This window comes from Prevotella vespertina, from assembly GCF_009728485.1.
GTDB classification, from domain to species: domain Bacteria; phylum Bacteroidota; class Bacteroidia; order Bacteroidales; family Bacteroidaceae; genus Prevotella; species Prevotella vespertina.
In genome coordinates, this window is the sequence record NZ_VVIQ01000001.1 from 284,600 (window position 1) to 300,654 (window position 16,055).

Genomic DNA, 16,055 nt, shown 5'->3' on the forward strand with positions numbered 1-16,055 from the left:
AAGATATAGAAAGGCCTCGTTTCACGTGAAACAACTGCATAAAACAAAACTATATAACAATCTGAAAATGAACAAAAAACTATTATTAGACAACCTGAGATGTATCCCAGATTGGCCTATCAAGGGAGTTAATTTCCGTGATGTGACTACCCTATTCAAATCACCAGAGGCTCTCAAGGAGATTACGGACGAGATGGTCGACTTATACAAGGATAAGGGTGTGACCAAGATCGTGGGTATCGAGAGTCGTGGCTTCGTCATGTCGTCTGCTATTGCGACCCGTTTGGGTGCTGGTATCGTACTCTGTCGTAAACCGGGAAAGCTTCCCTGTGAGACTATTCAAGAGAGTTACCAGAAGGAGTATGGCGTAGATACGATAGAAATTCATAAGGATGCTATCGACGAGAACGACGTTGTTCTGCTCCACGATGATCTCCTTGCAACTGGTGGAACGATGAAAGCTGCATGTGACCTTGTTAAGAAGTTCAATCCTAAAAAGGTGTATTGTAACTTCATTATCGAACTCCATTCGGAATTTCCTAACAGTCGTGACCAGTTCGATAAGGATATTGAAATTACTTCTTTACTCCAATTCTAATCAATAAAGAATCATCTAGTTAGTAAAGAAAAGAAAGGAGCTATCCAGTTAAGAGGATTGCTCCTTTTCTCTTCCAGGAATCATTATTACGTCTAATAAGCAACAAGCAAAACAAAAGAACAAGTTCTGTCCCTATAAAGCAAATACGACACACGTAGCATAGTTAACGTTCCACGTGAAACAAAACAGACTAAAAGACCTTTAAACAAAGCAGTTACACAAAATGAATAAAGAAAATAACTTGAAGCGATTAGCCTATTTAAAGAATATTGTTTCGAGCCTCCCCGAGAAGCCCGGAACTTATCAATACTATGATTCAGAACATACAATAATCTATGTAGGAAAGGCTAAGAACCTAAGGAGCCGTGTATCATCTTATTTCCACAAAGAGGTAGACAGATTCAAAACAAAGGTACTAGTTTCTAAAATACATGATATAACTTACACTGTTGTCAATACAGAAGAAGATGCCTTACTAATCGAGAATCAACTCATCAAACAATACAAACCAAAGTATAACGTATTACTTAAGGACGGGAAGACTTATCCGAGCATCTGTGTAACAAACGAATATTTTCCACGAATATTCAAGACGCGTACAATTAATAAGCATTATGGCACATTCTATGGTCCTTACAGCCATATTGGTAGTATGAATGCCATTTTAGAGATTATAAAAAAGGTTTACAAGCCTCGTACATGTCGCTATCCAATCACAAAAGAGGGCATAGAACAGGGCAAATATAAGCCTTGCTTAGAATACCATATACATAACTGTGGTGCCCCATGTATCAACAAACAGAGCTATGAAGACTATCAAGAAGCGATCAAGCAAGCACGAGAAATATTAAAAGGAAACACTCGTAACGTACAACAAATGCTCAGATTAAAAATGCAGAAATATGCAGAAGAACTGAAGTTTGAGGATGCAGAACTCTGTAAACAGCGCTATCTTGCTCTCGAAAACTTTGCAGCAAAGAGTGAAATAGTCAATTATACTATCACAGATGTCGATGTTTTCACAATCGTGGATGATGATACAAGAAAGAACGCATTTGTTAATTACATTCATGTTAAGAATGGCGCAATCAATCAAAGTTTCACTTATGAATACAAGAGAAAGCTCGATGAAAACGTTAGAGAGCTATTAAATGAGGCAATTCCAGAGATTCGTGCTCGCTTCAAAAGCACAGCTAAGGAGATTATAGTGCCCTTTGAACTTGATTTTAGGATAAAAGATGCAGAGTTCGTCATACCTAAACGGGGTGATAAATGGCACCTTCTAGAACTATCAGAGATGAATGCCAAGCAATATAAATTCGATCGATTAAAACAATCGGAAAAGCTAAATCCACAGCAGAAACAGACTCGCTTAATGCGAGAACTGCAAGAGAAACTTAAATTACCAAAGCTTCCTTATCAAATAGAATGCTTTGATAACTCCAATATCTCTGGTTCTGATGCTGTTGCGGGATGTATTGTTTATAAGGGCATGAAGCCTTCCAAAAAAGATTATCGTAAATATAACATAAAGACAGTGGTTGGTCCTGATGATTATGCAAGCATGCAGGAGGTCGTTAGAAGACGTTATACACGTATGCAAGAAGAAGGTTCTGCCCTCCCCGACCTCATTATTACAGATGGTGGTAAGGGGCAAATGGAAGTGGTAAGAGAGGTTATTGAAGATGAATTACACCTCAAAATCCCTATTGCTGGACTTGCCAAGGATGATAAACACCGCACAAATGAACTTCTCTTTGGCTTCCCACAGCAAGTAGTAGCACTCAACGTGAAGAGTGAACTATTCCGAGTTCTCACACAAATACAGGACGAAGTGCATCGATATGCAATCTCTTTTCATCGCAGTAAGCGCTCTAAACATCAGTTACACAGCGAGTTAGATGATATAAAAGGTATTGGTCCGAAGACAAAGGACATGTTATTAAAGAAACTGAAGAGCGTAAATAACATAAAAGAAGCTGATATTCAATCACTTACAAATATAATAGGTGCAAGCAAAGCTAGCATTATCTACAATTATTTCCACACTGAATAAGCAGAGAACCAAATAAATATTGTACATTTGCCGTATGAGAATTGTGATACAAAGAGTGGCTCAAGCATCCGTAACCATTGACCAACAGGTGAAGTCCAGCATACAAGCAGGACTGCTTATCTTGCTTGGTATTGGCAAAGAAGATACTGAAGAGGATGCTAACTGGTTGGTGAATAAAGTTATAGGACTTCGTATTTTCAATGATGAACAAGGTATAATGAATCGTAGTATTATGGACATCAAAGGCGAGATCCTAGTTGTATCTCAGTTCACACTCATGGCTAGTTACAAGAAAGGAAACCGACCCAGTTGGATACACGCAGCCCCTCATGAGCTATCAATTCCGCTCTACGATTACTTCTGCAAGACCTTAAGCGAAGCATTAGGAAAGCCTATTAGTACGGGAGAATTCGGTTCCGACATGAAAGTAAAACTATTAAATGATGGACCAGTAACCATTTGTATGGATACTAAAAACAAAGAATAATGACAATACAAGAGGCACAAGAGGCTGTAGATAAGTGGATTAAACAGTATGGAGTACGCTATTTTAGCGAACTAACAAATATGGCTTGTCTCACAGAAGAGGTCGGGGAGCTGGCAAGAATCATAGCTCGAAGCTATGGAGACCAAAGCTTTAAGCAAGGAGAAAAGCCCAACCTAGGAGAGGAAATGGCTGATGTTTTGTGGGTTCTACTCTGTCTTGCAAACCAAACAGGCGTTAATCTCACAGAAGAACTACAACGCAGCTTTGAGAAGAAGACGTCACGTGACAGAGACAGACATAAGAACAACCCGAAACTTACTGATAATCAAGAATAAAACAAACTTCTAACTAATAAATAAAACATCTACATTACAATTATAAAATAATAATATGGGAATCATTAAAGACACCGTTTCAAAGGATATCCAAGCGCAGAAAGCGAATGGAATTGTAGAGAAGAGTGAGTACGATCAGGCTTTAGAACAATACGACCTCAACATTACTGATGAGGATGTAAAGGCTGCAGTAACAAAGATTATAGCAGAGAAAGTATCAGAGAATGATAATCCAGAAGTAAAGAAATTCTTGCTTGGTAGCGTCGAACTAACCACTCTCAGCACTGCAGATACCGAAGAGAAAGTACTCGAAATGGTAGAGAAAGTCAATAAATTCGATAGTGAATACCCTGATCTTCCACATGTTGCAGCTGTCTGTGCATACCCTTGTTTCACCAAATTAATCGCTGATAGCCTTGAAGTGGATGGTGTCGACATTACCAACGTAACGGGTAACTTCCCTTCATCACAGGCTCTTCTTGAGGTAAAAACCATTGAGACAGCACTTGCAATAAAGGATGGTGCAACGCAGATAGACATTGTTATGCCTGTAGGTAAGTTCCTTTCTGGTGATTATGAGGGAGTTTGTGATACCATCGGAGAACTGAAACAGACCTGTGGGGACGTTCCTATGAAGGTAATCCTAGAGACCGGCGACCTCCGCAATGCGCGCGATATCAAGACAGCAGCAGTCCTCGCTATGTACGCCGGGGCTGACTATCTAAAGACAAGTACGGGTAAAGAGAAGATTAGTGCTACTCCCGAGTCGGTTTATGTGCTCTGTCAAGCCATCAAGGAGTACCACAAGAAGACGGGTATACAGATTGGTTTAAAGCCCGCAGGAGGCATTAATACGGTCATGGATGCCGTTATCTACTATACTATCGTTAAAGAAGTTCTAGGCGAAAAGTGGCTTACTAATTATTGGTTTAGGATGGGTACAAGTCGGTTAACAAACCTTCTTCTTAGAGAGATCATCGGTTCAGAGACTAAGTTCTTCTAGACTGACAGCATAACACATAACGTCCCCACCCTTTCATAAAAGGCGTGGGGATTTTTCATTGTAACCCATTTCTCTATTCCACCCATACATCTATACCATAAGAGAAAACGCTTCTTTAAACAGCAAGAAACACTTACCTTTATCAGAGAAAACATTCCCTAAAACTAGAAAAAGGCTTTTTGTGATTCTAAAAATAGATTATTAATTTAGTATTATTAATCTATTATCATTTTATAAATAAATTATTTTTCAAAATGTCAAACACCCTTCTCCAAGATAACTAATTGTTATATCCATTGAAGAAGGGCGTCTTTATAACTAATAAAACAGCTTATTTGTAAGCTTAATAAGTATTATTTATATTGCTATCAACCTACAAGAATAAATGATTATTTCTTTCTTTTGATGACATAATCAAGGTAGGTTTGCAAAGATGTACGTATGTTGTCATCCATAACATATTGATCGATAAATCGCTGTGCCTCGGCATGGAAGTCCCACATACGACGTTCCGCATATTCTATTCCACCATTTTCTTTTGCAAACCGAACTAAGGTCTCGACCTCTTCATGCGTCACATTATGTGCTTTCACCTTATGAACTAACCTCATCATATCCTCATCTTGCGTTGCGTTCAACGCATATATGATGGGCAAAGTGAGCTTACCTTCTGCAAAATCATTGCCTGTTGGCTTACCAATCTCAACCTCCGAATCATAGTAATCGAAGATATCATCACGGATTTGAAACACTATTCCGAGGTTTTTACCAAATAGTCTTGCTGCCTCAACCTGCTCTTCTGTAGCGCCAGCAGACTCTGCTCCAATCGCAGCACAGGTCTCGAAGAGAGCCGCAGTCTTACGTTCTATAATCTTATAGTATACCTCTTCTGTTACTTCTTTGTTCTGTATATTAGCTAACTGGAGTATTTCTCCATCACTTAAAGTGCGCCCCAATTCAGCTAAACGGCGTACTATCATCTCTGAATGGGTATAACTAACGTGCAAAAGTGCCGTTGATAGCACATAATCACCAACCAACACAGCCACCTTATTATCGTAGTCAGCATTCACACTAGCCTGCCCTCGACGTTCAGCAGCCTCATCCACCACATCATCATGGACAAGTGATGCCGTGTGAAGGAGCTCTAAACCAACTGCAGCATGCTGTGTTACACGTGAGACCTTACCAAAGTTCTTAGCCATCAAGAGGATAAGGATGGGGCGCATACGCTTTCCTGCGCGCTGCTTAATATGGTTCAAAACCACCTGTAACAGCCCATCCTCGTGGTTGAGAGCATGATTAAAAAGGTCGATGAAATCGACTAATTCTGTCTCAATCGGTTGCTTTATTAGTGAAAGGGTATCCATTATTGACTTCAAATTTGATACAAATTTAGTCAATAAATCGCATATTATGGAATATTTTTAGTACTTTTACAGCTAAAAATTACATATTTACTTTATGGCAAAACTGTTCCTTCTCGACGCTTATGCGCTAATCTTTCGCTCTTATTATGCACTACTTCGCAGCCCACGTATTAATTCTAAAGGTTTGAATACATCGGCTATTATGGGGTTTTGCAACACCTTAAATGAAGTGTTAACTAAGGAGAAACCAACGCACATAGCTGTTGCTTTTGATCATGGAAAGACCTTCAGACACGATGCATACCCCCAGTATAAGGCGCAAAGGGAGGAAACGCCGGAGGACATTAAGCTCTCAGTCCCTATAATCAAACAGATATTAGAGGCATTGCACATCCCTATCTTGCAGGTAGATGGCTTCGAGGCAGATGATATCATAGGTACTGTTGCAACCCGATTCGGCACCGATGGAATCGATACATTTATGCTTACTCCCGACAAGGACTATGGTCAACTGATCGGACCAAACGTTTTCATGTATCGTCCAAAGCATGGCGGAGGTTACGAAACACTTGGTGAAAAGGAGGTAGAAAGTAAGTATGGAATCCCTACCCCAGCCCAAGTCATAGACATTCTGGCGTTGATGGGTGACACAGCAGATAACTTTCCGGGTTGTCCAGGGGTTGGTGAGAAGACTGCAGCGAAGTTAATTAATCAATTCGGGAGCATTGATAATATGCTTGCTCATACTAATGAGATAAAAGGGAAACTACGGAATAAGGTCGAAGCTGCCGTTGAAGACATCAAAATATCTAAGTTCCTTGCAACAATCCGTACGGACGTTCCATTACAGTTGGAACTAGATGAAATGAAAGTTCAGCAACCGGATGAAGAGAAACTACGTGCGATATTTGAAGAATTAGAGTTTAAGACACTTATTAACAAGTTTCTTAACAAAGATAAAGAGAAGTCAAAAGTTGTCGAAAACCAGCTTGATTTATTTGCAGAATTTGCGCCCGACAACCCAAGCGAAGCAAAAAACGAGAGTTTTGAGAGCCTTAAAACGACCCAACACAACTATCAACTCGTTGATAATGAGGCTGATTTGCATCGCTTATGTGAGCTTTTTTTAACAAAAGAAACGCTTAGTTTAGACACAGAAACCACTTCTACCGATGCAATTAGTGCTGAGTTGGTGGGCTTGAGCTTCTCTGTTGAGGAAAAGGAAGCCTTTTACATCCCTATTCCAGAGAATCGCGAAGAAGCCTTGAAACGTGTTGCAATATTCAAACCAGTATATGAGAACGAGTCGATTCTAAAGGTTGGTCAGAACATCAAGTACGATTATGAGGTACTAAGCAACTATGGGGTGGAATTGAAAGGAGCGATGTTCGACACGATGATAGCACACTATCTTATCCAACCCGAACTTCGTCACAACATGGACTACATGGCTGAAACACTCCTTGGATATCGAACCATACACATTGAAGACTTGCTTGGCTCGAAAGGAAAGAAGCAAAAGAATATGCGCGACTTAAGTCCTTCTGAGATTTATGAATATGCCGCAGAGGATGCCGACATCACCTTACGTCTAAAGAATGTACTCGCTCCTAAGCTGAAAGAACTCAATGTTGAAGAGTTGTTCTGGAGCATTGAGATGCCCCTTGTTCGTGTACTGGCTGACATGGAACTTACCGGTGTTCGCATTGATACGGAAGCATTAAAAGAAACATCAAAGATATTCACGGAACGTATGAGACAATATGAAGTGGATATCTTTAAAGAGGCTGGTGAAGAATTTAACATATCGAGTCCAAAGCAGGTAGGTGACATCCTTTTCGGTAAGATGCAGATTATGGATAAGCCCAAGAAGACCAAGACTGGGCAATATGTCACTAGTGAGGAAGTGTTGCAGAGTATCGAATCAAAACATCCTATTGTACGTAACATTCTGAACTACAGAGGTATGAAGAAGTTGCTAAGTACCTATGTAGAAGCCTTACCCAAACTGATTAACTCTCGTACAGGACACATCCATACCTCCTTCAACCAGGCGTTAACTGCAACGGGAAGACTATCCTCCAGCGACCCTAACCTACAGAATATTCCAGTGCGAACAGACGATGGGAAAGAGATTAGAAAGTGCTTTATTCCAGAGGAAGGATGTATGTTCTTTTCAGCTGACTATAGCCAAATTGAACTGCGAATCATGGCTCATCTATCAGAGGATGACAATATGATGGAGGCCTTTAGAGAGGGTTATGACATACACAGGGCGACGGCGGCTAAGATCTGGCATGAGGCTCTTGATGACGTGACGGACGCACAGAGAAAGAAGGCTAAGCAGGCTAACTTTGGTATTATATATGGTATAACTACCTTTGGATTAGCCCAAAGAATGGAGATACCCAACAATGAGGCAAGGGCTTTGATACAGGACTACTTCCGCACATTCCCTAAGGTTCAAGCCTACATGGAACATGCGAAAGAGCTTGCAAGAAGCAAAGGTTATGCAGAAACATTGTTCCATCGTCGCCGCTACCTACCGAATATCAACAGTCGAAATGGTACCATCCGAGGTTTCGATGAGCGCAATGCTATCAACGCACCAATACAAGGGACAGAGGCAGACATTATAAAGGTTGCTATGGTGCGGATATGGAATCGATTCAAAGAAGAGGGTATCCGCTCAAAGATGATACTACAGGTACATGACGAACTCAACTTCTCTGTTTACCCAGATGAGCGTGAGAAGGTGGAGAAAATAGTCCTCGAAGAGATGCAGAATGCCTATCCCCTCAATGTCCCACTAATAGCTGATGCTGGTTGGGGAAAGAACTGGTTAGAAGCACATTAAGGTTATGAAACACAGAAATAGATAACTGTGCCAGTGTAACGAGGCACAACCTCGATAGCAACAGACAAAAGAGTACAAAGAAAGAGACGCCCTTTTCGATTTGAAGAGGGCGTCTCTTTGCATCAAAAGAAGCCTCTCTTCGCATCAAGGAAACGCCCTCTTCAAATCGAGGAGAGCCTTTCCTTCTTTACAGTACATTATCCCGTTAACTATTCCTCCCCTACTTGCGAGATTGATTGAGGCTTTACATCCCCTCTTTCAGAGGGACTTTAGGCGCCTTCCCGTTCGCTATCCCTCCCCTTAGAGACGGCTAAATGGCGTGTTAATAACAACGTGAAAAACACGAACAAACCACTTTTTAGACTGCATATTGCAATGTTAAAAAGATAGAAAAGCCTTAACATCTAGCATTTTTGGCGTACTTTTGCAATTTAATCAAGCAATGAAATTTGAATGAGTCTTACTAGTTTAGTAAACAAACTATACTTCCAACCACGCCGCAAGGAGCTAGAACGCTATACTACTGATAGCGAAGCTATCCAGCAGGAGGTTATGGAATACCTTATAGAACGGGCTAAAGATACAGAATACGGACGCAAACATCTGTTCTCAACCATCACTTCTTATGATGATTTCGTGCATAACGTGCCCGTCAATACCTATGAAGAACTGAAGGACGACATCGATAGAATGCGTCATGGAGAACGTGATATTCTATGGCCAGGAGTGGTTAGATGGTATGCTAAGTCATCAGGAACTACAAACGACAAGAGTAAGTTTATCCCCGTAACTCACGAAGGACTGCAAACCATTCATTACCAAGGTGGTAAGGATGTAATCGCTTATTACCTTAGTAATCACCCTGAGAGTAAACTCTTCAATGGCAAAGGTTTGATCCTTGGTGGTAGCCATTCTCCCAATTACAACTTGCACAATTCCCTTGTTGGAGACCTAAGTGCAATACTCATAGAGAATATTAATCCACTTGCAAATATCGTGCGTGTCCCCAAGAAAGAGACTGCTCTATTGAGTGACTTCGAGGTGAAACGCGATCGAATAGCACGGGAAACTCTTAAGCAAAACATCACTAATATCTCTGGAGTACCATCATGGATGCTATCCGTATTAGTGCGTGTCATGGAGCTAAGTGGTAAACAACATCTTGAAGAAGTGTGGCCTAATTTGGAGGTATTCTTCCATGGTGGCATTGCTTTCACACCTTATCGTGAACAATACGAACAGCTTATTACAAAGCAGGGAATGAACTATATGGAGACATATAACGCCTCGGAAGGGTTCTTCGGAATACAGGATGACCCTTCAGATAGCAGTATGTCGCTCATGCTTGATTATGGAGTATTCTACGAGTTCTTGCCTATGGACGAGTTTGGAAACGAGCATCCGAACATCGTCCCACTATCTGGTGTAGAGGTTGGACGCAACTATGCCATGCTGATTAGCACCTCCTGCGGTCTTTGGAGATATGAGATTGGCGACACAGTACAGTTTACTTCCACCCGTCCTTATAAGTTTATTATCACCGGAAGAACCAAGTATTTCATCAATGCCTTTGGTGAGGAACTCATCATGGACAATGCAGAAAAGGGACTTGATGCCGCTTGTAAGGCTACAGGAGCACAAATATTAGACTATACCGCAGCACCTATTTATATGGATGCAAAGGCTAAGTGCCGACACCAATGGCTCATTGAGTTTGCCAAAGAACCAGCGTCTATTGCAGAGTTTGCCACTATCCTCGATAACAAACTACAAGAGATTAACTCCGATTATGAGGCTAAACGCTATCATAATGTGACCCTTCAGCCCCTCGAAATCATTGTCGCTCGTAAGAACCTCTTCAATGATTGGCTGAAAACAAAGGGTAAGCTCGGTGGTCAACACAAGATTCCTCGCTTGTCAAACAGCCGTTCTAATCTTGAAGAATTACTGACAATGAACCAGTAAATACGCTCTTCTTGATTGCAGATACCCACATAGAATGCTCGGCATAAGCCCCTCATCGACTATAAAAGTTCAATAAGATATGAAGAAAATAACACTCGCATATAGTCTTATAACCCTCCTTCTCCTATCGTTAGTGTCGTGTGCTAAGATGGGACAACCCGATGGTGGATGGTTTGACGAGACACCTCCTAAGGTCGTAGGAGCCTCTCCCTCTGATCGAGCAACCGATGTAAACAGTAAGAAAGTGAACATCTTTTTCGATGAGTTCATCAAGTTAGAGAACGCATCAGAGAAGGTTGTTGTGTCTCCACCACAGCTAGAAGCACCAGAGATAAAGGCTCAAGGCAAGCATATCTCCGTCGCTTTGCAAGACAAACTACAGCCGAATACAACCTACACTATCGACTTCTCGGATGCAATCTCCGATAACAACGAGGGCAATCCACTAGGTAATTACACTTACAGCTTCTCTACTGGCGATCATATTGATACTCTCGAAGTATCTGGCTATGTGTTGGAAGCAGAGAATCTAGAGCCTATCAAGGGGATACTTGTGGGTCTTTACAGCAATCAGAGTGACACTGCTTTCCAGAAACTACCGATGTTGCGCGTCTCAAGAACCGATAGTCGGGGGCACTTTGTGATACGTGGTGTTGCTAAAGGAGACTATCGTATCTATGCACTAAAGGATGCGGACGGCAATTACATGTACAATCAAAAGAGTGAGGAGATTGCTTTCACGCCTGAAGTTATCATGCCTTCGTGGAAGCCGGACATACGACAAGACACGCTATGGACGGACTCTTTGCACATCAAAGACATTAAGCAGGTGCCTTACACCCACTTTCTTCCAGACGACGTAACGCTCTCTGCCTTCACAGCAGTACAAACGGATCGATACTTCATAAAGGCAGAAAGAAAGGATGCAGACCACTTCACGCTCTTCTTTAGCTATGGAGATGCGAGCCTACCACAGCTTACTCCACTGAATTTCAACGCTAAGGATGCCTTCTTGGAAGAGCCAAGTATGAACCAAGACACCATTACTTATTGGCTTCGTGACTCTGCACTTATCAATCAAGACACCCTACGTATGAAGATGACATACAATATGACGGACAGCACGGGGAGGCTTGTTCCACAGACCGAGACGCTTGAGCTACTTGCAAAAACACCTTATGCAAAGCGCATGAAGAGCCAACAAGAGGAATACGACAAGTGGAAAAAGAAGCAAGATAAGGCTAAGGAACGTGGGAAAGCGTATGAGACAGCAATGCCAGCAAAGCCCCTTGACGTGAAATATAACGTCCCGTCGCAGATGAGTCCAGACCAGAATCTATCCTTCGAGATTGCTGCTCCGATAGAGAAGATCGATACTTCCAAGATACAACTCTATGAGAAGGTGGACAGCTCATGGTATCGAGCGAAGTACCAGTTGGGTACTGAACCCGGAAAACCACGTCAGTTACAACTCGTCAGTGCGTGGGATACGGGCAAAGAATACAGCTTGGAGCTTGATTCAGCAGCCTTCACGGATATCTACGGGAGGCTTTCTAAGAAGTACAAACAGGGTATTCGCATCCCTTCCATTGATGAGTATGGCACCTTAGTGATGTCTCTTGAGGGTATGAAGGGCAAGAACTGCCTCGTACAACTGCTCAACGAAAGCGATAAACCAGTAAGGGAAACAACCGCAAAAGACGATAAGGCGACCTTCTACTACATAAAGCCTGGCACGTACTACATGCGCCTCATTGTTGATGATAACGATAACGGCAAGTGGGACGGAGGTGATTATGCAACGCAGCGAGAGCCTGAGGCGGTGTATTACTACCCTAAATCCATAGAGTGCAAAGCGAAACGTGATGTGCAAGGAACGTGGAATCCACGCCTTCTACCGCTCTATCAACAGAAGCCTGGGGCAATTACTAAGCAGAAGGCAGATACGCAGCGTAAGGCAAGGAGTCGCAATCTGGAGCGTGCCCGCAGCCTCGGTATAGACCTCCCAAGCGAAGATATACTACAAGGGAAGGTAAAGATTAAGAAGGTAAAGGATAAGAGGTCTGAACCTAAAAAGTAGATTTTCACCCAATCCTAAGCCTCATCTATCCCCCCTCTTAATAACTAAAGAAATAAGAGAAAACCAGCTTTAAAAAACAAAGAGAGCCTTTCTTCAATTTGAAGAGAGGCTTTCTTTGCATCAAGGAGAGGCTCTTTTTGCCCTCAAAAGGGCGTTTCTTCATTTGTTGTGAGTTTATACGTCTATAACAGTTATAGCCTCATACAAGGTAAAGAAAGGACTTAATAAAGCTTTCCAAGCATAAATGGCAAGTAGCGATAGACGATTGCAACAATACAGCTTGCCACTATGCAGACCAAAGCATAGGCTATCAGTACACTATAATAAGCTCCATGATAGCCTAAATCCACCTTCTCAAGTGCTAAAGATAAGCAAAGGGGAACACCTCCACAGACGAAATAATAAACAATACTATGCGCTCCAACCCACTCTAAAGGCTTACATCTTGGCAGTAGCTTACAAACATTGACAAGTAAGAAAATACTCGTTAACATATCAAGGAAGAAGATGAAATAAGAGTCTATACCCATTGGGTATATCATTGTGTGCACCCCTTTGCACGTTGCATAACCTTTTATTACTATAAGAAATATAAAGAGGAATGACGTATATAATGGTGTGTTGATATGGTTGAAAACATCTTTTCGACATTGATAAAACCATCCGATATAAAGGAAAAGGACTGCTTGCAAGGCATTGTTGATACACCAAGGATAATCAGTGGATTGTTTCGTTAAAAGTACCGAACCAACAAAAGCACAAGAGGAGAGTATGAATAAGGATATAACTTTTCCACGAGTTATCCACAAGAAAAGGCTAAAAACAACTTCAGAAACTATCAAGGCAGCTATAAACCAAGAGGCTCGACCAGTCAAGATAGGCAATAATACGCTTTCCCAGTCTATACTATGACCATGTACAAAGGCTTTCGGAAGTGCCAAAACAGCAGTAAAAAGGAGGTAAGGAAGAAGTAGACTGCGCCCTATCGAAGTCAGCTTGTGCCTCAAAGAAAAGCCTTGCTGTTTGTACATGAGGTATCCTGACAGAAAGAAAAAGACGATTAGAACATTCGAAACATACCAATCATAAGGAATAAGGTTACCTCCTGTATAATAGATTTCAGTATGGTCTAACAATATTGCCAACATACAGAAACCTCGCAGCATGTCTATCCAACGTACCCTCTCTACCATCATTTGCTCTATTGACAACCCTCCATTATAAGTGTCCTTATAGTCAGATTATTATGAAATCATTAATATTTCCGTTCTATCTAACAATCGCCACCTTACAAACAACTCCATTGTTGCCGTCTTCATCAGCACTTTCAACCATGTAAACACCTGATGCAACGGGTTTACCGAACTTGTCCTTGCCATCCCAAACAAAGCTACCACCATTGCTAGTACCTGCTGCGACGAGTACACCATTTGTCGTAACAATCTTCACATCAGCGTTCATTGAGAGTCCAACAATAGTGATTGGACCTGTATAACCGGGCTTAACTGGATTTGGATAAGCGTATGTTTTGTCCTCACTCGGTTGGTCGGATGGTGTCGTCGCATCGCTCATGTAAGAGCATAAACCCTTGTCCGTGCCGAAGAATACTTCTCCTGTTGCGTTGTTGATAGCGATAGAAAGGATATTATCCGATAGGAGCGGACTATTTGAAGAGAGGATATGTTTCACCTGTGTCATATTATCGGCACTGATGAGATAAACACCATTTGCCTTTGTTCCAAACCATTTTCTGCCTCCTCCATCAATAGCCATACAGGTGACATCAATGCCTGACAGAAGGTAATCGGCAAGGTTGGTACCATCGTTACGAGGCACTTTTACCTGCGTAAAAACGGCTGTTTCAGGGTTATCAATAGCCGAACGAGACAAGAGAAGTGGTCCTATAGTAGTGGTAACCCACACATCTCCATTCGACAAAGGTGTCACGCTATGGGGTACTAAGTCTAAGTTTGAACCATCCTCATTGACAAATCGAGTGAAAGAAAGCAACTTGTCGGTTGCTGGTTGGTAACAGAACAAAGCCGGATAGCCCCAGTGATCGTTACAGAACCATAAGTTGTTGCGGTTATCAAAGACCATACTTGTTAGGACTGAGCCCCCTACTCCATCCTTCATAAGGGCTGGCTTACTGAAAGAAGTCATCTGTCCATCAGCCGAAAGACGCAAGAGATTCTCTCTGGAGGCTTGACTATTTAATATCCAAAGGTCTCCTTTATTATCGAAACAAAGTCCATTAATAAGCACATAGTTGTTTCCTAACTCTCGTCCTCGGTCCATTGCGCCTTGTAACAAGCTGTTGTCTTTGTTATAATAAGTCTTTAACTGCCCATCAAGGAACTCGTATAAGCCTGTCCTTCCACCAACAAATACATGGTTAGCATTACGTGGGTCGACTGCAAGAACATTGTTATCAAGATACTCATAGCCCGTTTTTAACGATAGATTCTCTTGATAATTCGTCCACTCACCATCGTGTAGAATCTGTACAGCACCAGGTGTATTAGAATCTCCATAACCTGATTTAAACATACCTGGAACGGTATATAAGCGGTTATTAAGGTATTGGATATAGGCAAAACCATTATACTTTGGACCTCCAGGACTCAATGTTTTCGCTTGATTAAGGAGGTTTGCATCCATCCTCTTAGGTCTTTCCACATAGCCACCAACCCGTGTCCAGTTGTTCTTATCGAGCAAGTTTGCCGTTAACGAAGCACGATAAAGCCCATTAGACTGGCTTGCGGCATAAATGTAAGAACCTTCTATATAACTGTAATTAACAGGAAAGGAGAGGTTATAACTGTCGCTTATTTCTGCCTTAGCAACATTCAGTTTGACAAGTCCGAAGCCTGTTGAGAGATAGCAATAAGCCCCATTCATATCAATACTATAGATAGTCTTGTCGGAAGTCAAAGCCTTTAAGTAATAGTCGGGTACGTTCGTAACGTTCCCCTTAGCGTCCATTAGGTCGATATTATTGTCTTCGTAGACAGTAACAAGGCGCTTGGCGACTTCGTTCCAACCAATGAATCGGATGTCAATAGAGCTTAGTCCGTTCTGTTTATCGTATGTTTGAATACTTTGATCAGCCTTATTATAGGTGTAAAGGGCATTAGATGCAAGTACATATAACCGATTGCCTCCTTGCTCAACCCATTGTATGTTGGCATAAGAAAGGTAAGACTTCCATGTCCCAATACCTCCTGCAAAAGCAGAGAGAGAGGATATGAGAATGATAAAAGATAGGATAATTCGTTTTATTGTCATAGTGGGTTCTTGTCGA

At 41.7% G+C, this 16,055-nt stretch carries 11 protein-coding genes; 8 read left to right on the forward strand and 3 right to left on the reverse strand.

The genetic code is table 11. From position 1 onward, the window contains the following. Positions 1-67: 67 nt before the first annotated feature. From F0475_RS01045 to deoC, 5 genes are all read left to right on the forward strand, one after another. Positions 68-598: an adenine phosphoribosyltransferase gene (locus tag F0475_RS01045; protein WP_155715011.1), complete on the forward strand. Its 531-nt coding sequence runs from the start codon at positions 68-70 to the stop codon at positions 596-598. A gap of 223 nt (positions 599-821) precedes the next feature. After that, positions 822-2,654 carry an excinuclease ABC subunit UvrC gene (gene uvrC, locus F0475_RS01050; RefSeq protein WP_155715012.1) on the forward strand — a complete coding sequence of 611 codons (1,833 nt, stop codon included), beginning with the start codon at positions 822-824 and terminating at the stop codon, positions 2,652-2,654. Positions 2,655-2,688: 34 nt separating this feature from the next. Beyond that, a complete protein-coding gene (gene dtd / locus F0475_RS01055) occupies positions 2,689-3,141 on the forward strand; it encodes a D-aminoacyl-tRNA deacylase (RefSeq protein WP_155715013.1) in 453 nt (150 codons plus the stop codon). Beyond that, positions 3,141-3,476 carry a nucleotide pyrophosphohydrolase gene (locus tag F0475_RS01060; RefSeq protein WP_155715014.1) on the forward strand — a complete coding sequence of 112 codons (336 nt, stop codon included), beginning with the start codon at positions 3,141-3,143 and terminating at the stop codon, positions 3,474-3,476. The genes dtd and F0475_RS01060 overlap by 1 nt, the downstream gene beginning before the upstream one ends. A gap of 55 nt (positions 3,477-3,531) precedes the next feature. Further along, positions 3,532-4,479, forward strand: a complete 948-nt coding sequence (gene deoC, locus F0475_RS01065; RefSeq protein ID WP_155715015.1) for a deoxyribose-phosphate aldolase — start codon at positions 3,532-3,534, stop codon at positions 4,477-4,479. Positions 4,480-4,868: 389 nt separating this feature from the next. Here deoC and F0475_RS01070 read toward each other — a convergent pair whose 3' ends face one another. Next, entirely contained in the window at positions 4,869-5,849 is a 981-nt protein-coding gene (locus tag F0475_RS01070) for a polyprenyl synthetase family protein (RefSeq protein ID WP_155715016.1), read from the reverse strand. A 94-nt stretch (positions 5,850-5,943) separates the two neighbouring features. On the opposite strand from F0475_RS01070, the gene polA reads away from it, so the two are divergent. From polA to F0475_RS01085, 3 genes are all read left to right on the forward strand, one after another. Then, a complete protein-coding gene (gene polA, locus F0475_RS01075) occupies positions 5,944-8,706 on the forward strand; it encodes a DNA polymerase I (protein ID WP_155715017.1) in 2,763 nt (920 codons plus the stop codon). Positions 8,707-9,159: 453 nt separating this feature from the next. After that, positions 9,160-10,671, forward strand: coding sequence for a GH3 auxin-responsive promoter family protein (locus tag F0475_RS01080; protein WP_155715018.1), 1,512 nt, complete (start codon positions 9,160-9,162; stop codon positions 10,669-10,671). Between the two features lie 79 nt (positions 10,672-10,750). Then, a complete protein-coding gene (locus tag F0475_RS01085) occupies positions 10,751-12,751 on the forward strand; it encodes an Ig-like domain-containing domain (protein WP_155715019.1) in 2,001 nt (666 codons plus the stop codon). Between the two features lie 221 nt (positions 12,752-12,972). On the opposite strand, the gene F0475_RS01090 is transcribed toward F0475_RS01085, so the two are convergent. Next, positions 12,973-13,947 carry an acyltransferase family protein gene (locus tag F0475_RS01090; RefSeq protein WP_155715020.1) on the reverse strand — a complete coding sequence of 325 codons (975 nt, stop codon included), beginning with the start codon at positions 13,945-13,947 and terminating at the stop codon, positions 12,973-12,975. A 73-nt stretch (positions 13,948-14,020) separates the two neighbouring features. Continuing rightward, entirely contained in the window at positions 14,021-16,039 is a 2,019-nt protein-coding gene (porZ, locus tag F0475_RS01095; protein ID WP_155715021.1) for a type IX secretion system anionic LPS delivery protein PorZ, read from the reverse strand. Positions 16,040-16,055 lie beyond the last annotated feature (16 nt).